The organism is Rhodoferax sp. AJA081-3 (genome assembly GCF_017798165.1).
Taxonomy (GTDB): domain Bacteria; phylum Pseudomonadota; class Gammaproteobacteria; order Burkholderiales; family Burkholderiaceae_C; genus Allorhodoferax.
Map to the genome: position 1 here is coordinate 1,492,241 of NZ_CP059068.1, position 20,072 is coordinate 1,512,312.

Consider the following 20,072-nt stretch of genomic DNA (forward strand, 5'->3'; position numbering starts at 1 on the left):
AGTGTCGCTACGGCGTTAAACCGCTGACCACCGAAACGCTACGCCGAGGGCTACTGGGTATTCCGAGCGACCGTGACCGCCGGAATACGCAACGGTTTAGTTCAATATCCAGCTCAAGCCAAAGCATCCATCGGAACGCCAAACCGCTTTGCCAACGCTTGGACTTGGCGCAAGTTCAAGTCCCTTTTACCGGACAGCACCGCAGACACCAAGCTTTGCGCGCCCACCTCAGGCAGATCGCTCTGGCGCAGGCCGTGTTGCTCCATCAAAAAGGCCAGCCGGGTCGCGGGGGTGCTGGTGTCGGGCCATGGGTGCACACGGTCCTCGTACTCGCGGATACGGTCTGCCACCAGGTCCACCAACCCACCCATTGGGCCACTCTCCAGCGTGTACGCGTCGCCCATCAGGGCTTCGACCACGCCCATAAGCTCGTCATAGTGCGCCTCGTCACGCACAGGCCCACCCAAGCCCAGTGACTCGTGCAGGGCAACCCAGTGGGCAGTGATGTCTGAGAGGTTCATTTCCATGCTCCTTTGTCGTAATCGCATGTAGAACAACGGGTGCGGTGGGTCAATCTCTGCTCCCGCACCGCGGCGGTAGAAGCTGGGATTTGTTCCAGCTCGGGCTAATGCCAAGAGACTCTCGATCCCATGGCCCTCACCACTGGCAAATGTCCTTGTAAAAACTGCATCATGACGCAGTTTTTGCAATATTAAAGTTGCCACGCGTGGTCATTTGAAACCGATATGATGCAAACAATGATGCGAAATTGCATCAATATTTAAATCGGAGCATGCATGAGAACCACCGTCACCATTGAAGACGCCCTGTACGAAAAGGCTTTGGAAGTCGCCGACCCCACGATGGAGAAGTCGGAAATCTTTCGTGAGGCCATGAAGACTTTCGTGCGGGTGCAGGCCGCTAAACGCCTGGCCGCTCTTGGCGGAACCTTGCCGAACATGCAGGACATTCCCCGCCGTGGCTCGGATATCACCACCCCATGAGTGTGTTGATCGACACCTCGGTGTGGTGTGACCATTTCCGCCGTCGCAATGGCGTGCTGGCGGAATTGATTCAACTCGATCAGGCCCTCACCCACCCCCTGGTTGTCGGTGAACTGGCCTGCGGCACCCCGCCAGAGCCTCGCGTAAGGACCTTGGGCGACATCGAATTGTTGCAAGCCGCCAACCAGGCCAGCGTTGACGAAGTCAGAGCGTTTATTGAGCGTGAAAAGTTGTACGGACTGGGATGCGGCTGGGTGGACTTTTCGTTGCTGGCCTCAACCCTGATTACACCCGGCGCACGGCTGTGGACGCTGGACAAACGCCTTGCTGAGCTTGCTGTGCGGTTTGGGCGCAGCTTCATCACGCCATCGGTCCACTGAACGTACCGGCCCCACCCAGCCCGGCCAGATACGCATCCAGCGCCTGCGCACCCACCACCTCCAGGTCAAAGGCCTCGGGCTGCAACAGCCAGTTGGTCATCAGGCCGTCCAGCAGGGCGAACAGGCCCACGGCGGCGCTATGGGTTTCCAGCTGCGGGCGCACCTGGCCCTTGGCCTGGGCCAGGGCCAGCACGCGGGCCAGGTCCACCACGCGCTCCGCACGGTGGGCAATGTGCCGTTCGCGCACGGCCTGCAGGTCGTCGCCGTACTCCACGCGATGTGAGGCTATCTCAAACACCCGGCGCACCTGCAGGTTGTGCACGGTTTCGTTAAAAGCCGCGGCCACGTTCTGGCGCAGGTGCGCCAAGGGGTTGTCGGATTCGGCCTGGGGCTGGCTGTTGAGCCGGGTCAACATGGGCAGCTTCACGCGCTGCAGCATCGCGTCAAACACATCGGCCTTGTTCTGGAAGTGCCAGTAGATGGCGCCGCGGGTGAGCTGCGCCTCTTCGGCAATCTCTTGCAGCGCAGTGCGCGCCACGCCGCGGCGCAGGAACACCCGCTCGGCCGCGTCCAGTATCAGGTCGCGGGTGATCAGGGCGTCTTCTTTGGTTCTGCGGGCCATAGGTTTCGGGTTATGCGTATCGGACTATGTTGACAACAGGGTTATTGCTTTCTGCACGCAATTTACATTCATTCATGTATGTATACTAATCCAGATTTTCGAAATTGCCAGCCTCTTATGCTGCGCCCGCCTCCCGCCAGGTCCCCGTTTTGCCCTCCCAAAAGGATTTTTTATGTCCTCGTACCGCACCGTTGCTGACTCCGCGCGTTATCCCGCTCCCCCCTTTTCCCTGACCCGCCCTTTCCTGCTGGTGTTGCTGCCACTGGTCGCCGCCCTGGCCGCCTGTGGTGCCAAAGATGCCGCACCCGGCGGCGGAGCCGGTGCTGGTGGCCCACCCCCCGCCACCGTGGGGGTGGTGACGGTGGCCAACGAGGCCGTGGCAATGCAAACCGAGTTGCCGGGCCGCGTCAGCGCAGTGCGGGTGGCGCAGGTGCGGGCACGGGTGAATGGCGTGGTGCTCAAACGCCTGTTCCGCGAGGGCAGTGAGGTGAAAGCCGGCCAGGCCCTGTACCAGATTGACGCCGGCCCCTACCGCGCCGCGCTAGAGAGCGCCCAGGCCAGCCTTGCCAAGGGCCAGGCCAATCTGGCCCAGGCAACTGCCCAGGTCGAACGCTACAAACCGCTGGTAGAGGCCAACGCCATCAGCAAGCAGGAATACACCACCCTGCTGACCACCCAGAAGCAGGCCGAGGCCGATGTGGCCACTGCCAAGGCGGCTGCACAAACGGCACAGATCAACCTGGACTACGCCAGCGTCAACGCACCCATCTCCGGCCGCATCGGCCAGTCGCTGGTGACCGAAGGTGCCCTGGTCAGCGCAGCAGAGGCCACACAACTGGCCGTGATCCAGCAGACCGACACGGTGTATGTCAACTTCACCCAGTCCACCACCGACGTGTTACGCCTGCGCAAAGCCATAGCGGCCAAACAGGTGCGCAGCGCAGGTGATGGCTCGGTGCCGGTGCGCGTGGTGCTGGAAGACGGCAGCGAATTGGCACGCCCCGGCAAACTGCTGTTCACCGATTTGACGGTGGACGCGACCAGCGGCCAGATCACGCTGCGTGCCGAAGTGCCCAACCCCGATGGCATGTTGTTGCCCGGCCAGTATGTGCGGGTGCGCCTGTCGCAAGCCGAGATTCCTGCCGGCATTTTGCTGCCACAACAGGCGGTCACCCGCACCAACCAGGGCGACACCGTGCTGGTGGTGGGGGCAGACAGCAAACCCACACCGCGCCCTATCAAGATTGGCAATGCCCAGGGCAACCAATGGGTGGTACTGGACGGGCTCAAGCCCGGTGAGCAGGTCATTGTGGATGGCTTCCAGAAGATGATGGTGCCCGGGGCGCCGGTCAAGCCTGTGCCATGGAAGGCTGGTGCTGCGGCCTCTGCGCCTGCATCCGCGCCAACATCAGCGCCAGCGGTTGCCCCATCCGCCGCGGCCAGCAAATAAGAGGCACAACACATGGCCCAGTTTTTTATCGACCGCCCCATCTTTGCATGGGTGATATCGCTCTTCATCATGGTCATGGGCGGCGTGGCGATCACGCAATTGCCCATTGCCCAGTACCCACCGGTGGCGCCGCCCACCATCGTCATTTCTGCGGGTTACCCCGGTGCATCGGCCAAGATACTGGAAGACAGTGTGCTGTCCGTTATCGAGCGCGAAATGAATGGCTCGCCCGGCATGATCTACATGGAGTCGGTGGCCCAGGCCAACGGCACAGGTTCCATCTCCATCAGTTTTGAGCCCGGCACCAATGCCGACCTGGCGCAGGTGGATGTGCAAAACCGCCTCTCACGCGCCACACCGCGCCTGCCTGCGGCTGTTACCCAGGCCGGTGTGCGGGTGGACAAGGCGCGCTCCAACTTTTTGCTGTTCACCATGTTGTCCAGCGACAACCCGGACATCGACATCGTGGCCCTGGGTGACTACGCCTCGCGCAATGTACTGCCCGAAATCCAGCGCCTGCCCGGCATTGGCCAGGCCCAGTTGTTTGGCACCGAGCGCGCCATGCGCATCTGGGTGGACCCGGCCAAGCTGAGTGGCTACAACCTGTCTGCGGCCGAGGTCAACGCCGCCATACGCTCGCAAAATGCGCAGGTGTCGTCCGGCACCATTGGTGAGCTGCCCAATATTGCCGGCCAGACCATTGCTGCCACCGTGGTGGTGGATGGCCAGCTCAGCACCGTGGAGCAATTTGGCAACATCGTGCTGCGGGCCAACACGGACGGCTCCACCGTGCGCCTCAAAGACGTGGCCCGTATCGAACTGGGCGCCCAGACCTATGCCACCTCGGCCCGCCTGAATGGCAAGCCCGCCGCCGGTATTGGTGTACAGCTGGCACCCAGCGGCAATGCACTGGCCGCAGCCAAGGCCGTGCGTGAGCGCATGGCGCAGTTGGAACCGTATTTCCCCAAGGGTGTGAAGTGGACCATTCCTTACGATGCTTCGCGCTTCGTGAAGATCTCCATATCGCAAGTGGCCGAGACGCTGATTGAGGCCGTCATCCTGGTGTTTTTGGTGATGTTCCTGTTCCTGCAGAACTGGCGCTACACCATCATTCCCACCATCGTGGTGCCGGTGGCTCTCTTGGGCACCTTTGCCACGCTGCTGGCACTGGGCTTCTCCATCAACGTGTTGACCATGTTCGGCATGGTGCTGGTGATCGGCATTGTGGTGGACGACGCGATTGTGGTGGTCGAGAACGTCGAGCGCATCATGAGTGAAGAAGGCCTGCCACCGCTGGAGGCCACCCGCAAGGCGATGGGCCAGATCTCTGGCGCCATCGTCGGTGTGACTGTGGTGCTGATTGCGGTGTTTGTACCGCTGGCATTCTTCCAGGGCTCGGTGGGCAATATCTACCGCCAGTTCTCGGCGGTGATGGTGGCATCCATCGGCTTCTCTGCCTTCATGGCGCTTTCGCTCACACCCGCGCTGTGTGCCACCCTGCTCAAGCCGGTAGAGGCTGGGCACCACCATGCCAAGACCGGCTTCTTTGGCTGGTTCAACCGCGGCTTCACTCGCACGGCCAAAACGTACGAAGGCTGGGTGGCTCGCATACTGTCGCGCGCTGGCCGCTACCTGATCATCTACGCCGCCATCATTGCCGTGGTGGGTGTGATGTATGTGCGCCTGCCCACCGCCTTCTTGCCCAATGAAGACCAAGGCACCATGCTGGTCAGCATCCAGCTACCACCGGGCGCTACGCGTGAGCGCACACAAAACGTCATGCAGCAGGTAGAGGTCTTCATGCTCAAGCAGCCCGAAGTGCAAAGCATGGTGGGCGTGCTGGGCTTCAGCTTCTCGGGCCAGGGGCAAAACGCCGCCTTCGGGTTTATCACGCTCAAAGACTGGTCTGAGCGCAAGGGCGAGGCGCATTCTGCGCAGGCCATTGCCGGGCGCGCTTTTGGTGGCCTGATGGGCATACGCGATGCGTTTATCTTCCCCTTGAGCCCACCGGCCATTCCCGAGCTGGGCCAGGCGTCTGGCTTTACCTTCCGCCTGCAAGACCGCGCTGGCAAGGGGCATGAGGCCCTGGTGGCCGCACGCAACCAGTTGATGGGTATGGCATCCAAGAGCAAGGTGCTCACCCAGGTGCGCCCGGATGGTCTGGAAGACGCGCCGCAATTGCAAATCGACATTGACCGCGACAAGGCCAGTGCGCTGTCGGTCAGTTTTGATTCCATCAACAGCACCATCTCCACCGCGCTGGGCTCGGCCTACATCAACGACTTCCCCAACCAGGGCCGCCTGCAGCGCGTGGTGGTGCAAGCCGACGCCACGGCGCGTATGCAGCCGGACGATATTTTGAAGCTGACCACGCCCAACGCCCGCGGCGTGCCGGTGCCACTGTCTGCGTTTGCCAGCACCCGCTGGGTCAAGGGTGCGATGCAAACCATCCGTTACAACGGCTACCCCGCCATGCGTATTGGTGGCTCTGCAGCGCCGGGCTACAGCACCGGTGACGCCATGGACGAGATGGAAAAACTGGCCGCGCAATTGCCCGAAGGTTTTGCCTTTGAGTGGACCGGCTTGTCGCGCGAGGAAAAAATCGCCGGCTCACAAGCCTTAGTCTTGTATGGCTTTGCCATCCTGGCCGTGTTCTTGTGCCTGGCCGCGTTGTACGAGAGTTGGTCCATCCCGCTGTCCGTCATTCTGGTTGTGCCCGTGGGCGTGCTGGGCGTGCTGCTGGCCACGGTGATGCGGGGTTATGCGAACGACGTGTATTTCCAGGTCGGGCTGATCACCATCATCGGCCTGTCTGCCAAAAACGCGATTCTGATCATCGAGTTTGCAAAGGACTTGCAGGCCCAGGGCAAGACGGCTGTGCAAGCCGCACTGGCTGCGGCGCATATGCGCTTCCGCCCCATCTTGATGACGTCGATGGCTTTTATGCTGGGCGTGTTGCCGCTGGCTATCAGCAGCGGTGCAGGCTCTGCCAGCCAACGCGCTATCGGCACCGGGGTGATTGGTGGCAGCCTGGTGGGCACCATCCTCGCCGTCTTCTTTGTGCCCATCTTTTTTGTGGTGGTACGCAGCATCTTCAAGGGCAGCGAACGCCAGCGCCAGTTTGATGCGGCACACGGACACCAGTCAGGAGTGCAAAGCCATGAGTAAGTTACGTTTGGCGCCACTGTGTGCGGCCATGGCCCTGTCAGCCTGCAGCTTCATACCTACGTATGAGCGCCCCGCTGCCCCGGTGGCCAGCAGCTTCCCCGCAGACGGTGCAACCGCCACCGGTGCCGCGCCCACGGCTGCAGCCGATATCGCCTGGCAAGACTTCTTCAAAGATGCCCGCCTTAAAAAGCTGATCGAGCTGTCTCTGCACAACAACCGCGACCTGCGCATCGCCGTGCTGGCCATCGAGCAGACCCGCTCCCAGTACAACGTGCGCCGTGCCGACGAACTGCCCACGCTGAATGCCGGCATCACCGGCAGTCGCGGCCCTGTTGCTTCGGGGGCTATTAACAGCACCTACACCGCAGGCTTTAGCGTCACCGCCTACGAGCTGGATTTTTTTGGCCGCGTGCGCGCGCTCAGCCAGGCCGCACAGGCCCAGGTGCTGGGGTCTGAAGAGGCACGCAAGACCGTGCAGATCAGCCTGATTGCGGCCGTGGCCAACACCTACCTGAGCCTGCTGGCCAATGACGAACTGCTGCGCGTCACCCGCGAGTCCCTGGCCACACGGCAAGAGTCTCTGCGCCTGACGCAATTGAAGTTTGACAACGAAGCCGCATCCAAGCTAGAGCTGAGCCAAGCCCAGAGTCTGCTGGAGGGCGCCAAGGCCGCCTTCGCCCAGACCACCCGCCTGCGTGCGCAGGACGAAAACGCGTTGACCCTCTTGGTAGGCCAGCCCCTGCCCGCCGACCTGCCGGCCGGGCTGCCCATCACCGCCCAAGGCATGCTGCCGGATCTGCCGGCCGGTGTGCCGTCTGAGCTGCTGACCCGCCGCCCGGACATCCGCCAGGCCGAACAACAGCTGCTGGCCAACAACGCCAACATTGGTGCGGCGCGGGCTGCCTTCTTCCCCCGCATCACGCTGACCGGCAGCGCGGGTGTGGTCAGCAACGATCTGGACACCTTGTTCAGCAACGGCACGTCCGCCTGGACCTTTGTGCCCCAGTTGCTGCTGCCTATCTTTGACTATGGCCGCAACCAGGCCAATCTGGAATCTGCCAAGGTGGCCCGCGAGATTGCGGTAGCCCAGTATGAAAAGGCCATCCAGACCGGATTCCGCGAAGTGGCCGACGCTCTGGCCGGCCGCGCCACGCTGGGTGAGCAACTGCGCGCCCAGAATGCCCAACTGGCCGCCGAGAAGACCCGCATGGACCTGACCGACCTGCGCTTCAAACACGGCGCGTCCAATGCTTTTGACGTGCTGGACGCCCAGCGCTCGCTGTTTGCGGCGCAACAGGCGGCGGTGCAGGTGCAGGCGCAGCAGGTGCAGAATTTGGTGACGCTGTACAAGGTATTGGGAGGCGGCTGGAAATAGCAGGGTATGTGTCAATTACATATCGTTACACGGGCTATAGAATCTGACAAAGGTTGCTGAGCCCAGGCAACCTTGTCCTACTTTCGTTCACTACCAAGGCCCCGTCAATGTCTAAACTACTCGACTACCTGAACCACCTGGATTCCAATGCGACAGCCATTGCGGCTCACAACGCTGATCCGGCGGCCTATATGACGCAGTTTGGTTTGAATGCGAATGAGCAGCAAACGTTTATGTCTGGGGACAAGGCGGCAATTGCTGTTTTGGCCGGAATTGATCCGGGAGATTTGCCAAAAATTCAAGTGATGAACGTTGATGAGACCTTTTAACCTGAGCTAGATTCCACTTTGCGAAGTCGATGGTACGTCACAACATCATCAGGGCACTTGTTTGCCTTGCATTGGGATGGACTTATTCGTACGGTGTTATTGCTGAGGGGCAAGCGACTTTCGAAACCATCTTTGCTGAAGCGACAAAGGAATTAAGTACCTCACCGAACGAAGTCAGTTCAAGACTCGAACAGCTCAAGGCGTTGCAACCAACGTTCACACCTGAGCAGAATGAAAGATATCACTTGCTTTATGCATTTTCCCTTGGCGCAAAAGGGATGCATGAAGAGCGGGTCGCGTTAGTAGAGTCTTTTATTGGTCAGGTAACCTCACCTGCGCGGCGAGCGCGTTTCCAATACGAATTGATTGATGCCAACACCGCGTTGGGTAAGTATGAGCGGGCACTGCAAACAATGAATGAATCCATTGTGTTGCTACCTGCGATGGAAAAAACGTCGCAAAAGATCGTCGTCTTGCAAGGCGCTTTGAATTTATTGAACTCACTGCGGGCCTATGACGAGGCGCTGGAGTTCGCGGAGCGCATTTATGCATTGCGCGGTGACACTGCAGGCTCCTACGCAGCTTGCGTGGGCTTAGCCAACAAAGTTGAGACGAACTACATGCGCGGAAGCAATGCCACAGCCCGCGGATTGGTGCCAGATGCCATCCTGGCCTGCGATGCCAATAAAAATCAATTCTTTTCCCTGATCGTCAAAGTCTATGCGGCTATTGATGTGATTGACTCTGGTGAGCACACAAAAGGTATCGCCACAAGCCTACCGCTGCTGAAAGACTTCTCGACACTGAGCAAAGACTCGGATTACCTCACGCAGTTGGAAGAGGCCCTTGCCCGCGCATACCTCAAGACCGGCAACACGGAACGTGCCGAACACTACGGGCTGAAGGCCTACCAACGGGCTCAGTCCAGCCGTGTCCTTGCATTGCAAGAAAAAACCAGCGAAACCATGGCCGCCATCAAACGCGCCCAAGGCCAGTTGGCCGCCGCCATAGGTTATTACGACATCAACCTGGACCTGAAGAAAAAAGTATTGGACGACCAGTTGCACAAAAACCTGGCCTACCAGCGCGTCAAGTTCGACACCCAAGACAAGGCCAACCAGATGGCCTTGCTGGAGCAAAAGAACAAAAACCTGAACACCGAAAAAGCCCTGCAGCAAAACGAGTACCAGAACCTGATTCTGTTGTTGACGCTGGGCGCTGTGGTGCTGGCCATACTTGGCGCGTGGCTGTACAACACACTGCGCCTTAAAAACATCTTCCGTGTGTCGGCCCAGGTGGACGGGCTTACGCAGGTGAGCAACCGCAGCCACTTCACGGCGTCGTCGCACCTGGCTTTCAGCGACCCCATGCGAAACGTGAGCCTGGTTTTGTTTGACATGGACTATTTCAAAAAAATCAACGACACCTATGGCCACGCTGCGGGTGATTGGGTGCTAAAAACGGTGTGCGCCACCGTGAAGTCCGAGTTGCCCAAAACTACCTTACTGGGGCGCCTGGGTGGTGAAGAGTTTGCCCTGTGCCTGCCCAATGTGCAGCACGAGGACGAAGCCCGCGCCCTGGCAGAACGCTGCCGCGCAGCCATAGCGGCTATCAACACAGCTCCCAGCGGTTTTGACTTTGCCATCACCGCCAGTTTTGGTGTGGCCACGCGCAACGCCCACCTGACCGACAGTTTTGAAGAGACATTGGTGCAGGCCGACAAGGCGCTGTACCTCTCCAAAAACGAAGGACGCAACCGCGTCACCGTATACCAGCCTTCGGGAAAAGCCTAGCTCTCCGATGACCAAGTCAGCAGCAGATGCCCATTGCGACTGACCTTGGGTTTTGTATCCGTGCGGTGCTGCTTGTGGTCTGGACCATGGCCTCTCCGCTGCTGGCCTTTGCTACCGAGCCGGACACTGTGGATGCGCTCCTCTCTGAGACTTCCAAACACCTGTACTCGGCGCCAGAGAAGGCCTTGGCTCCGCTTGAAAAGCTCAGCGCGCTGCAGCCTGCTTTTACACCTTCACAGAAGGAACGTTACCACCTGTCGCTTGCCAACTCACTGGGCTTTCGTGGGCAACATGCGCAACGCGTGGCCCTGGTGCAGTCCTTCATCGGCGAGGTGACTACACCTGGGCGCCGTGCCAGTTTTCTCTACGAATTGATCGACGGTTACACCTCATTGGGCCAGTACGAGCAAGCCTTGCAGGCCCTGAACGAATCCATCGCCCTGTTGCCCGTGCTTGTAAAAACCGGTGACAAAATTGCCGTGTTGCAAGCTGCCCTTGCCGCCACCATCGCCTTTGAGGACTATGAGGTGGCGCTGGACTTTGCCGAGCGCATCTATGCCCTGCGTGGGCCCGACAAGCCCGGCACCTACGCTGCGTGTGTGGGCCTTACTGACAAGGTAGAACTGCACTTCATGCGTGGTGCCAGCGCGCAGGCGCGTGCCCTGTTGCAAGACGCCATAGACGTCTGCAAGACCAACAACAACCCGTTCTTTGTGTTGATCAACCAATCCAATGCGGCGGTAGACCAGATCAACGCCGGTGACTATGCGGCGGGCCTGGCCAGTGGCTTGCCACTGTTCGCAGAACATGCTGCGATAAACCAGGGCTCGGACTATGTCACCCAGCTGGAAGAGGCGGTTGCCCGTGCCTACCTGCAAATGGGCAATACCGAACGCGCCGAACACTATGGGCTGCAGGCCTACCAGCGTGCGCAGGTCAGCAAGATATTGGCCATGCAGGTCAAGACCAGCAAGACCATGGCTGCCATCCACCGCGCGAAGGGCGCGCCGGACCGTGCACTGTTTTACTACGACGCGCACCTGGCACTGCGTAAACAATTGCTGGACGACCGCTTGCAACGAAACCTGGCCTACCAGCGGGTGCGCTTCGACACCCAGGACAGGGCCAACCAACAGGCCCTGCTGGAGCAGATAAACAAGAGTCTGGGCATTGAGAAGGCGTTGCAACAGGGCCGCTACCAAAACCTGGTGCTGCTGATGACACTGGGCCTGGTGGTGCTGGCCATAGTGGGCGCTTGGCTGCTGCGCACGCTGCAGCTCAAGAACCGGTTGCGCAAGTCGGCTCAGGTGGATGGGCTCACCCAGGTTTGCAGCCGGGCCCACTTCATCGCATGCGCACAGCAGGTATTTCGCGACACCGACCAGGACACCAGCCTGATGTTGTTTGACATGGACTTTTTCAAAACCATCAACGACACCTACGGCCATGCCACGGGTGACTGGGTATTGCAAGCGGTGTGCCACACCGTTCAGCAGCAACTGCCCAAAACCGCCCTGCTGGGGCGCCTGGGTGGGGAAGAGTTCGCCATCTGCCTGCCGCAGTTCAGCGCACAAGAGGCTCGCGCGCTGGCCGAACAATGCCGCGCAGCCATTGCAAACATTGGTGCACACCCCAGCGGATTAAACTTGGAGATACGGGCCAGCTTTGGTATTGCCACACGCAGCGTCCAAGGCCCCGCCAGCTTTGAAGAGACACTGGCCGCGGCCGACAAGGCCCTCTACGTCTCCAAAAACGAAGGACGCAACCGCGTCACCGCTTATCAACACTCAGGTGCCCATTCCACATGATCCCAATCACCAAGCAAGGCAAACTCATCTGCGTAGGCACCGGCATGCGCATGGCAGGGCAAGTAACACCGCTGGCGCAGAGTTATCTAGAGACAGCAGACGTGGTGGTGTCCGCCGTGCCCAACATCTTTACACGCAAGTGGATTCAGGGCCTTGCCAAGGAGTTCATATGTGTGCTGGGCTATTACGAAGACTGCGATGTAGACGGCAAAGACCGCCGCGACACCTACCGCCGCATGGCCGACACCATTCTGGACCAGGTGCGCGCGGGCAAGACGGTGTGTGCGGCCTTTTACGGCCACCCCGGCATTTTTGCCTGCATCTCCCACATGGCGATCAAGGATGCACGGGCCGAAGGCTACAGTGCCGAGATGTTGCCGGGCATCTCGGCCGAAGACTGCCTGGTGGCCGACCTGGGCATTGACCCCGGCCGCACCGGCATGCAGTCCATGGAGACCACACAGTTCATGATTTATGAACGCAACATCGACCCCACGGCCCTGTTGATCCTGTGGCAGCCCTCACTGGCGGGAGAGCTGAGCCTGAAGCGTTTCGAGACCACGGCGGCACGCATACAGGTGCTGGTGGACAAACTGGCGCGGCACTACCCGCTGGACCACACTGTGATCCTGTACGAGGCAGCCACCAGCCCGCTGGAAACAACACGTATCGACAAAATCGCGCTGCGCGACCTGCCCACGGCCCACCTGGTCAGCTCCACCACCCTGGTCATCCCCGCTGCATTTGCATTGAAGCGGGACGAGGCCATCATCGCCCAACTCAACGCGCTGCCCGAGGCGCCGCGGCTGGAAACAGAAGCGGCTTAAGCCACCCGGGTGATCGGCGGCGATCGGTGGCGCTCAGCGAGCCATCGCCTCCAGGAAAGCAAAGGCGTTCGGGAAGCTATTGGGTTCTGGTGACCGCGGCCAGATGTGGCTGGGTGGGGGGGCACCAAAATACTTCAGGTAATCCGCCTCCAGCAGGCGCAGCTTTTCACGCATGTTCTCGGCCGATGCGATCTGCTCCTCAATACCACCACCGCCTGTCTCCGGAGAGTGGTGGATGAATGTGCCTGCTATCTCCTGGCAGAAGCGCGCGTAGTCTTTTGTAAACAGGATGAAGGTGTGCCACATGGCATCCACCTGCCCGCCCGTTGCGTACGTCTTCTCAGGGTGCAAAGCGCATAAGGTGAACCACCGCTTGAGTTCCAGCAAGGTTTCAGCGGCCGACTCCAAAGGCACATTGCCATCTTTGGCATACCGGGCAGTGACCTTTGCGAAGTCAAACATGGAAATTTTGTCGAACAAGCGTCTGGCCTGTTCGGTGTCTGGGCTTGTCGCAAAGGTCATGGTGCTGGTTTGCGGGTAGGCTTGTATCGGTGGTCGTGTATCTTAAGCTGCCTCCAGGATGGGCTGGGGCCGTGGCGACGGTGGCTGCGGGTCGCCGGATACAACTTGTTACCTGGGCTATAGAATCCGTGGCGGATTGAAAGTCTGCACTGCCTCATCCACCAAAAAATAGGATTCTCCATGTCGAAACTGTTGGGCTACCTCAATCTCCTGGACACAGACGCTGCAGCACGCGCAACCCACGCGGCGGACCCTGCCACTGCGATGACGCAGTTTGGCTTGAATGATGCCGAACAGGGCGCAGTGTTGTCTGGGGACAAAGCGGCGATTGGGCAGCTGGCAGGCGTTGATTTGAAGGATGGGCTGACTACACAGAGCGGCTGTACAGGCGACGCGAGATAAGGATCGAACGAATGCGATGGTTCATAAGAGCCGTTGCGTTGCTTGTATGCGTACTGGGCTGCGTGGGCCTAGCGCATGCAAACGCTCAGAATCCAGTAAATCTTTTACTGGATGAATCGCTGGCGTTGATTCTTTCAACACCGGAGAAGGCGTCTGTCCCGCTCACCAAATTGCAAGCACTGCGGGACACCTTCACACCAGATCAGAATCAGCGCTACCACGCTCAGTATGCAAATTACCTGGGTTTCCAAGGCAGACATGAAGAGCGCGTCGCCTTGGTACGGTCCATCATTGACCAAGTTTCAACACCGTTGAGACGGGCCTCCCTGCTTTACAACCTGGTGGATGGTAACCGCGCCTTAGGCAACTACGAAAGTGCTCTACAGGCAATGAATGAGTCCATTCTCCTATTGCCGTCACTCGACAAGATCAACGCCAAACTTTTGGTGCTGAACGGTGCCATATCCCTGTTGACTACCCTGCGTGCGTATGACGAGGCCCTCGATTTGGCAGAGCGTCTGATCGCCTTGGATCCAGGCGCAACTGGAACCCGCACGCAGTGCCACGGTCTGGCTGCCAAAGCGGAGCTGAACTTCAAGCTTGGCAACAGCCAACTGGCCGAGTCCTTGGTGCCACAAGCCGTGCTGGCCTGCGACGCCAGCAAAGAACACATGGCGTCCCTGATCGTCAAGAGTTTTGTAGCCATTGACTTGGTCGATGCAGGGCAATACGCAAAAGGCATCACCACCAGCCTGACCCTGGTACAACAGTTTCAAACCGTAGGCACGGGTTCGAACTGGTTGGCTGCAGTTGAAGAGGCGCTGGCCCGCGCCTACCTCAAAACCGGCAATATGGAGCGCGCCGAGCATTTCGGCACGCTGGCCTACGACCGTGCACAGTTAGCCAAAGATCTGGAATGGCAAGAAAAAACCAGCGAAACCATGGCTGCGATCAAGCAGGCCCAGGGTCAGTTGGCAGCGGCCATTGCTTACTACCAGACCAATCTGGCCTTCAAGAAGAAGGTACTGAACGACCAACAGCAAAAGAACCTGGCCTACCAACGCGTCAAGTTCGAGACCCAGGACAAGGCCAACCAAATGGCTTTGCTGGAGCAGAAGAACAAAACCCTGAGCACCGAGAAGGCCCTGCAACAAAACGAATACCAGAACCTGATTTTGCTGCTGACCCTGGGTGCGGTTGTGCTGGCCATACTCGGTGCCTGGCTGTTCAATACCCTGCGGCTGAAAAACATGTTCCGTGTTTCTGCGCAGGTGGACGGGCTCACGCAGGTCAGCAACCGCGCGCACTTCACGGCGTGTGCGCAGGCGGCATTCAACGACGCGGCAAGCAGCGTGAGCCTGGTGTTATTTGACATGGATTTCTTCAAAAAAATCAACGACACCTACGGCCACCCGGCGGGGGACTGGGTGCTCAAGACCGTGTGCACCACCGTAAAAGACCAGTTGCAAACCGCTGATTGCTTAGGGCGCCTGGGTGGTGAAGAGTTTGCCCTGTGCCTGCCCAATTCCTCCGACGAAAAAGCGGCGGCTCTTGCAGAGCGTTGCCGCGCGGCAATTGCTGCAGTCGACACCCATCCCAGCGGCTTTGATTTTTCCATCACTGCCAGTTTTGGCATTGCCACGCGCAAGGCACACGAAGCTTCCAGTTTTGAGGAAACGCTGGTAGCGGCGGACAAGGCGCTGTACTTCTCCAAAAACGAAGGGCGCAACCGCGTCACGGTCTACCAACACTCCGGTGCCTATTAACGATGACACCAACACAACACGGCAAACTGGTCTGCGTCGGCACCGGCATGCGCATGGCCGGGCAACTGACACCACTGGCGCGCAGCTATATCGAGACGGCGGACGTGGTGGTTGCGGCGGTGCCCAACCGTTTTGCACGCAAGTGGCTGCAAGATATTGCCAAGCAATACATTTGCCTGCTGGACTACTACGCAGACTGCGATATCGAGGGCAAAGACCGCCTCGACACCTACCAACGCATGTCAGCAACCATCCTTGATGAGGTGCGCGCAGGTAAAACAGTTTGCGCCGCCTTTTATGGTCACCCGGGAATATTTGCCTGCATCTCACACATGGCCATTGAGGCTGCGCGGGCCGAGGGTTTTAGTGCAGAAATGCTGCCCGGCATATCTGCGGAAGACTGCCTGGTGGCCGACTTAGGCGTAGACCCGGGCCGTACGGGCATGCAGTCCATGGAGGCGACGCAGTTCATGATTTTCGAGCGCCGCATCGACCCGACGGCGCTATTGATTCTGTGGCAACCCTATATTGCCGGTGACCTGAGCCGCAAGCGTTTTGACACCACGGCCGCCCGGTTGCAGGTACTGGTGGACAAGCTGGCGCGGGACTACCCGCTGGACCACCCAGTCATCCTGTACGAAGCCGCCACGAACCCGCTGGAAGAGCCGCGCATGGAGACTATCCTGCTGCGCGATTTGCCTAGCGCCGTGTTGAATGGCATCACCACGCTAGTCATTCCAGCCGCATACCCATTGAAGCTGGACGAGGCCATCATCGCCCAGCTCCAAGCGCTGCCCGAGGCACCGCTGCTGGAGGCGGTTTAAGCAAAATAAGCCTCTAGCCCTCGTGAAATATAGTGGTATAGCTATCAATTCATGAGCGACTGAAGTTCAGAAAGTGGCCTTTATAGGCCTCACCCGTGCTCTGCGTGCTGCCCGCGCGCTGCAGATCCAGCGTGTAACCTAGCGCTTCCATCTTGCGGCAAAAGCCCTTGCGGTTGCCGCGGTCCGGGTCCAGCACGATGATGCTGACGGGGTCGGCCGAGTGCAGGTGGATGAACTGCGACAGTGTCTCGGGTTGGTCCCGCTCATACAACACGTCGCTGGCAATGATCAGGTCGAACTGGCCTAGCCCCAGGTTCTCGCGGCCCCAGTGGCCGGTCTGGTACTTGAGCGCCGGCAGGTCGTTGCGCAACACGTTGTCGGCCAGAAAAGCCGCAGTCAGCGGGTGGCAGTCACTGGCGGTGATGTCGCCCAGGCGGCGGTGGATGACCAGGCTGGCCAGCGCCAGGCCACAACCAATCTCCAGAATGCGCTTGCCCGCAATGTCGTAGGTCTGCATGGCGTTGGCCAGCATACGCGCCGACGGCCACACCATGCCAAACAGCGGCCAGCTGGCCGACGAGATGCCCGCAGCCAGCGCCGCGCCATCCGGGTCGGCATACTGCTGGCGGTCCAGCAGCGAGCGAATTTCAAAATGGGATGTACCCAGCAAGTGGGTCTCGAACTTGACCTGGTAGCCTGGCATGTCGCCGCTCCTGAAAGCCAATGCTGTGTGGCAGGTGAGAAAAAATGCTTTTGCTCATCAGACACAACACGGGCAAGCGTGCGATGTGGGTGGACCGGGCACCGAGTGCGGGCTTTGTGGCCCGCTGCCCGAGTGTAACGGGCCACCCTAGAATGGGCTTTGCGAGGGCTGCCATGCCCCGCAAGCCAGCATGCCCACACCCTCTCCAGCCACGGCCCACCAAACTGATCCGCCCCACGCGGTCCGCGCACTGCTGCTCGACCTGGATGACACACTGATAGACGACCGCAAGGCCATGGCGGCTGCGGTCTTGCTATTGCGTGCACAACTGGGGTTAGCGCCCAGCGAAGACAACGACGGCGTCGCGGCCCGTTGGGATTCGATAGGCAGGGCTTTATGGGGCCGGTGTGCGGCGGGCGAGATCAGCTTTGCGGAGCAGCGCCGCGTGCGCCTGCGCGAGACCTTTGGCATCGCGCTGGCCGACCGCGAGGCAGACGCCCTGTTTGACGAATACCTGCGCTTCTACGCGCTGCACTGGGAACTGTTCCCCGGTGCCACAGAATTCCTTGCTGCCACCGCACACCTGCCGCGAGTGCTCGTGACCAACGGCCACCGTGCCCAGGTAAACAAAAAACTGCAGACGCTGGGGCTGGCAGGCCATTTCCAGTTTGTGGTTACGCCGGACGACTGTGGAGCCAAGAAGCCTGACCCGCGCATCTTTTTGCGTGCGCTAGAGCTTCTGGGTGTGGCACCGCAACACGCCATGATGCTGGGCGACAACGCCGTGTCGGACATTGCGCCCGCAGCTGCACTGGGTATGCAAGTGTTCCATGTAGACCACCGTGTGCAAGGCCAGTCTATTGCGGATGGCATTCGCCACGCCGTGGCAAGTCACTACTAACTTAATTGCTAGCGGGCCAGTCTCCTCCATCCAACCCTTAGCCAAGCGAAAGGTTGGCGGCCAGATAATGGTCGCCATGCATCTACTACTTATTGAAGACGACCTGGATTTGGGGCGCGCACTGCAGCAGGCGCTCAAGGCCGAAGGCTTGAGCAGTGAATGGTTTCGCCGCTCGGGCGACGCCCTGCAGGCCTTTGCAAGCGGCACTTTTGACTGCGTGCTGCTCGATCTGACACTGCCAGATGGCGATGGCATGGAGCTATTGGCGCGCTGGCGGCGTAGTGGCATGACCCTGCCGGTCGTGGTGATCACCGCACGTGCTGAGCTTGACGACCGCCTCGCAGGGCTGGACGGTGGGGCGGACGACTTTGTCGTGAAGCCTTTTGCAACCGCAGAGCTGGTGTCGCGTATACGGGCGGTGTGCCGCCGTTCGGTGCAGCAGGCCAGTGAACAGTGGACGTTTGGTGACCTGGATATTGAGCCAGGGCGGCACCGGGTCACGCTCAAGGGCCAGGTAGTGGATCTATCTCCCCGAGAGTTTCAGCTGATGCTGGAGCTGGCGCGGCAGGCTGGAAAAGTGGTGTCCAAGAGCGTACTCTCCCGGCGCCTGGAGCCCTTGGGTGACCCCCTGGAATTCAGCGCGATTGAGGTGCACTTGTCCAATTTGCGGCGCAAGATTGGCGCCCACCATGTGCGCACGGTGCGCGGCGTGGGCTACATGTTGCAAGCATGAACGTAAAGCAATTTTTCCGCCCAACGCTGGTGCGGCGTGTGATGGTTGCGCTGATGATTGCGTTTGCGCTGATGTGGCTGTTCTTGTTGGTGGTGCAGTTTCTTTCAGCCAGCAGACCTGATCGGCAAGACCGCGAATTGCGTGGCTTTAGTGACGATCTGATCACGACACTGGAAGCGTTTGACGACCAAGCCGAGGCAACGGTTGTGGCTGCTGCGTCCGAGGCGCAGGTGAACCAGATGCACAGCCGCGCCAAAACCCCGCGGTTGGTATTGGTACAACTGCATGATCTCAACGGCAACTTGCTGTACGCGCCGCAAGCGGCGCACAAAGCGGTGCTGACTGGGGAACTGGGTGGCATCACCCAGGCCGAATTTGCGGGGCAGACGCTACGGGTCTACCACACCCAAGGCAAACGCTGGCGCGTGTTGGTAGCGAGCACACAATTGCCCAGACTCTGGATACTGGGCCGGTTGGCGGCAGAGTTGTCGTTTTACATGCTCATCGCCTTTCCCTTTGTACTGGTGCCACTTTTAGCGGTGTCGCAGGGCCTTCGGCCACTGCGCGAGATTTCTGAAGAAATTGATGCCCGCAGCGCAGACGATTTGTCGCCCACCGGCCTGACGCCGCGATACCTCGAGCTCAAGCCGTTAATCCGGTCGCTGGATTCATTGCTCAGCCAGTTGCGCAGCAAGGTCAAACGCGAGAGCGCCTTTGTGCATGAAGCGGCCCATGAGTTGCGCACCCCCATGGCCGTGGTCTCGGCCCAAGCCCATGCATTGGTGCACGCGCCGACCCCGGTCGAGCGACGCGAGGCAGAAGCACGTTTGGACCATGCCATTGCACGGGCATCCCACCTGGTGGAGCAGTTGCTGCAATTGGCCAAGGTAGACAGTGATTGGTCACAACCGGCGCAATCGGTAGACCTCACCCAGGAACTACAGCAAGCGCTGGCCATGCTGGCACCGGCTGCCATGGAGAAGAATTTGGAGCTCAGCCTGGACGCTCCCGACTCGGTGGTGCATGTGCTGGAACTCAACGCTTTTCGGTCCATTCTGCATAACCTGGTGGGCAATGCCATTTTGTATGTGCCGGCGGGTGGGCAGGTAGAGGTCACACTGGCAGTGGACAGCAACCGATTGGTCATGGCCGTAGCGGACGATGGGCCCGGCATCCCGGAAGAACATTGGCCATTGGTGTTTGAACGGTTCTTCCGAGGCACAGGGCACGACCAACCCGGCTCGGGCTTGGGGCTTGCCATTGTGAAACAGGCCAGCGCCAAGCTGGGCGGCTTGGCATGGGTCGAACGGGGCCTGAAGGGACGGGGTTGCAAATTTGTGGTGTCACTGCCGCGCAGTGCGGTGCGCTGATCTTTAGCCGACCTAAAGGTTGGCAACGCAACAATACGCCTGACACCGGCCCTGCGCATGGCATGGGCCCAGGATTTACTTCACCATCGGGTTCG

The 20,072-nt window shown here is 59.8% G+C and carries 19 protein-coding genes; 15 read left to right on the forward strand and 4 right to left on the reverse strand.

Annotated elements, in window-relative coordinates; all coding sequences use genetic code 11:
- Positions 1 to 113: 113 nt before the first annotated feature.
- Complete coding sequence (locus HZ993_RS06905; protein WP_209396509.1) at positions 114 to 521, reverse strand: type II toxin-antitoxin system HigA family antitoxin; 408 nt, start codon at positions 519 to 521, stop codon at positions 114 to 116.
- 276 nt (positions 522 to 797) lie between these two features.
- Here HZ993_RS06905 and HZ993_RS06910 point away from each other — a divergent pair, with 276 nt between their 5' ends.
- Positions 798 to 1,004: a type II toxin-antitoxin system VapB family antitoxin gene (locus HZ993_RS06910; protein ID WP_209396510.1), complete on the forward strand. Its 207-nt coding sequence runs from the start codon at positions 798 to 800 to the stop codon at positions 1,002 to 1,004.
- On the forward strand, positions 1,001 to 1,384 hold the full coding sequence (locus HZ993_RS06915; RefSeq protein ID WP_209396511.1) for a type II toxin-antitoxin system VapC family toxin: 384 nt from the start codon (positions 1,001 to 1,003) through the stop codon (positions 1,382 to 1,384). Before HZ993_RS06910 ends, HZ993_RS06915 begins: the two co-directional genes overlap by 4 nt.
- On the opposite strand, the gene HZ993_RS06920 is transcribed toward HZ993_RS06915, so the two are convergent.
- The gene (locus HZ993_RS06920) at positions 1,365 to 2,006 is read right to left on the reverse strand and encodes a TetR family transcriptional regulator (RefSeq protein ID WP_209396512.1); all 642 of its coding nucleotides are present in this window, start codon (positions 2,004 to 2,006) and stop codon (positions 1,365 to 1,367) included. The genes HZ993_RS06915 and HZ993_RS06920 overlap by 20 nt on opposite strands.
- Before the next feature lie 172 nt (positions 2,007 to 2,178).
- Between HZ993_RS06920 and HZ993_RS06925 the strand changes: the two genes are divergently transcribed.
- From HZ993_RS06925 to HZ993_RS06955, 7 genes are all read left to right on the forward strand, one after another.
- Positions 2,179 to 3,456, forward strand: coding sequence for an efflux RND transporter periplasmic adaptor subunit (locus HZ993_RS06925; RefSeq protein ID WP_209396513.1), 1,278 nt, complete (start codon positions 2,179 to 2,181; stop codon positions 3,454 to 3,456).
- 12 nt (positions 3,457 to 3,468) lie between these two features.
- Positions 3,469 to 6,624: an efflux RND transporter permease subunit gene (locus HZ993_RS06930; protein WP_209396514.1), complete on the forward strand. Its 3,156-nt coding sequence runs from the start codon at positions 3,469 to 3,471 to the stop codon at positions 6,622 to 6,624.
- A complete protein-coding gene (locus tag HZ993_RS06935; protein ID WP_209396515.1) occupies positions 6,617 to 7,999 on the forward strand; it encodes an efflux transporter outer membrane subunit in 1,383 nt (460 codons plus the stop codon). The genes HZ993_RS06930 and HZ993_RS06935 overlap by 8 nt, the downstream gene beginning before the upstream one ends.
- Before the next feature lie 107 nt (positions 8,000 to 8,106).
- The gene (locus HZ993_RS06940) at positions 8,107 to 8,328 is read left to right on the forward strand and encodes a hypothetical protein (protein WP_209396516.1); all 222 of its coding nucleotides are present in this window, start codon (positions 8,107 to 8,109) and stop codon (positions 8,326 to 8,328) included.
- 413 nt (positions 8,329 to 8,741) lie between these two features.
- Entirely contained in the window at positions 8,742 to 10,121 is a 1,380-nt protein-coding gene (locus HZ993_RS06945) for a GGDEF domain-containing protein (protein WP_209396517.1), read from the forward strand.
- Between the two features lie 26 nt (positions 10,122 to 10,147).
- On the forward strand, positions 10,148 to 11,929 hold the full coding sequence (locus HZ993_RS06950) for a GGDEF domain-containing protein (protein ID WP_209396518.1): 1,782 nt from the start codon (positions 10,148 to 10,150) through the stop codon (positions 11,927 to 11,929).
- Positions 11,926 to 12,756, forward strand: coding sequence for an SAM-dependent methyltransferase (locus tag HZ993_RS06955; protein WP_209396519.1), 831 nt, complete (start codon positions 11,926 to 11,928; stop codon positions 12,754 to 12,756). Before HZ993_RS06950 ends, HZ993_RS06955 begins: the two co-directional genes overlap by 4 nt.
- Before the next feature lie 33 nt (positions 12,757 to 12,789).
- Here HZ993_RS06955 and HZ993_RS06960 read toward each other — a convergent pair whose 3' ends face one another.
- Entirely contained in the window at positions 12,790 to 13,278 is a 489-nt protein-coding gene (locus HZ993_RS06960) for a hypothetical protein (RefSeq protein ID WP_209396520.1), read from the reverse strand.
- Positions 13,279 to 13,458: 180 nt separating this feature from the next.
- Between HZ993_RS06960 and HZ993_RS06965 the strand changes: the two genes are divergently transcribed.
- From HZ993_RS06965 to HZ993_RS06975, 3 genes are all read left to right on the forward strand, one after another.
- A complete protein-coding gene (locus HZ993_RS06965) occupies positions 13,459 to 13,680 on the forward strand; it encodes a hypothetical protein (protein ID WP_209396521.1) in 222 nt (73 codons plus the stop codon).
- A 389-nt stretch (positions 13,681 to 14,069) separates the two neighbouring features.
- Entirely contained in the window at positions 14,070 to 15,446 is a 1,377-nt protein-coding gene (locus HZ993_RS06970) for a GGDEF domain-containing protein (RefSeq protein ID WP_209396522.1), read from the forward strand.
- 2 nt (positions 15,447 to 15,448) lie between these two features.
- A complete protein-coding gene (locus HZ993_RS06975; protein ID WP_209396523.1) occupies positions 15,449 to 16,270 on the forward strand; it encodes an SAM-dependent methyltransferase in 822 nt (273 codons plus the stop codon).
- 49 nt (positions 16,271 to 16,319) lie between these two features.
- On the opposite strand, the gene HZ993_RS06980 is transcribed toward HZ993_RS06975, so the two are convergent.
- Positions 16,320 to 16,973 carry a methyltransferase gene (locus HZ993_RS06980; protein WP_209396524.1) on the reverse strand — a complete coding sequence of 218 codons (654 nt, stop codon included), beginning with the start codon at positions 16,971 to 16,973 and terminating at the stop codon, positions 16,320 to 16,322.
- 190 nt (positions 16,974 to 17,163) lie between these two features.
- Between HZ993_RS06980 and HZ993_RS06985 the strand changes: the two genes are divergently transcribed.
- From HZ993_RS06985 to HZ993_RS06995, 3 genes are all read left to right on the forward strand, one after another.
- Positions 17,164 to 17,874 carry an HAD family hydrolase gene (locus tag HZ993_RS06985; RefSeq protein ID WP_209396525.1) on the forward strand — a complete coding sequence of 237 codons (711 nt, stop codon included), beginning with the start codon at positions 17,164 to 17,166 and terminating at the stop codon, positions 17,872 to 17,874.
- A 76-nt stretch (positions 17,875 to 17,950) separates the two neighbouring features.
- Entirely contained in the window at positions 17,951 to 18,607 is a 657-nt protein-coding gene (locus HZ993_RS06990) for a response regulator (RefSeq protein WP_209396526.1), read from the forward strand.
- A complete protein-coding gene (locus HZ993_RS06995; RefSeq protein ID WP_209396527.1) occupies positions 18,604 to 19,977 on the forward strand; it encodes a HAMP domain-containing sensor histidine kinase in 1,374 nt (457 codons plus the stop codon). The genes HZ993_RS06990 and HZ993_RS06995 overlap by 4 nt, the downstream gene beginning before the upstream one ends.
- Positions 19,978 to 20,072: the final 95 nt, after the last annotated feature.

Bases quoted from the DNA above. Each gene is read 5' to 3' on its own strand.
- HZ993_RS06905 (WP_209396509.1), bottom strand. From the start codon at position 521: ATGAACCTCTCAGACATCACTGCCCACTGGGTTGCCCTGCACGAGTCA.
- HZ993_RS06910 (WP_209396510.1), top strand. From the start codon at position 798: ATGAGAACCACCGTCACCATTGAAGACGCCCTGTACGAAAAGGCTTTG.
- HZ993_RS06915 (WP_209396511.1), top strand. From the start codon at position 1,001: ATGAGTGTGTTGATCGACACCTCGGTGTGGTGTGACCATTTCCGCCGT.
- HZ993_RS06920 (WP_209396512.1), bottom strand. From the start codon at position 2,006: ATGGCCCGCAGAACCAAAGAAGACGCCCTGATCACCCGCGACCTGATA.
- HZ993_RS06925 (WP_209396513.1), top strand. From the start codon at position 2,179: ATGTCCTCGTACCGCACCGTTGCTGACTCCGCGCGTTATCCCGCTCCC.
- HZ993_RS06930 (WP_209396514.1), top strand. From the start codon at position 3,469: ATGGCCCAGTTTTTTATCGACCGCCCCATCTTTGCATGGGTGATATCG.
- HZ993_RS06935 (WP_209396515.1), top strand. From the start codon at position 6,617: ATGAGTAAGTTACGTTTGGCGCCACTGTGTGCGGCCATGGCCCTGTCA.
- HZ993_RS06940 (WP_209396516.1), top strand. From the start codon at position 8,107: ATGTCTAAACTACTCGACTACCTGAACCACCTGGATTCCAATGCGACA.
- HZ993_RS06945 (WP_209396517.1), top strand. From the start codon at position 8,742: ATGAATGAATCCATTGTGTTGCTACCTGCGATGGAAAAAACGTCGCAA.
- HZ993_RS06950 (WP_209396518.1), top strand. From the start codon at position 10,148: ATGCCCATTGCGACTGACCTTGGGTTTTGTATCCGTGCGGTGCTGCTT.
- HZ993_RS06955 (WP_209396519.1), top strand. From the start codon at position 11,926: ATGATCCCAATCACCAAGCAAGGCAAACTCATCTGCGTAGGCACCGGC.
- HZ993_RS06960 (WP_209396520.1), bottom strand. From the start codon at position 13,278: ATGACCTTTGCGACAAGCCCAGACACCGAACAGGCCAGACGCTTGTTC.
- HZ993_RS06965 (WP_209396521.1), top strand. From the start codon at position 13,459: ATGTCGAAACTGTTGGGCTACCTCAATCTCCTGGACACAGACGCTGCA.
- HZ993_RS06970 (WP_209396522.1), top strand. From the start codon at position 14,070: ATGAATGAGTCCATTCTCCTATTGCCGTCACTCGACAAGATCAACGCC.
- HZ993_RS06975 (WP_209396523.1), top strand. From the start codon at position 15,449: ATGACACCAACACAACACGGCAAACTGGTCTGCGTCGGCACCGGCATG.
- HZ993_RS06980 (WP_209396524.1), bottom strand. From the start codon at position 16,973: ATGCCAGGCTACCAGGTCAAGTTCGAGACCCACTTGCTGGGTACATCC.
- HZ993_RS06985 (WP_209396525.1), top strand. From the start codon at position 17,164: ATGCCCACACCCTCTCCAGCCACGGCCCACCAAACTGATCCGCCCCAC.
- HZ993_RS06990 (WP_209396526.1), top strand. From the start codon at position 17,951: ATGCATCTACTACTTATTGAAGACGACCTGGATTTGGGGCGCGCACTG.
- HZ993_RS06995 (WP_209396527.1), top strand. From the start codon at position 18,604: ATGAACGTAAAGCAATTTTTCCGCCCAACGCTGGTGCGGCGTGTGATG.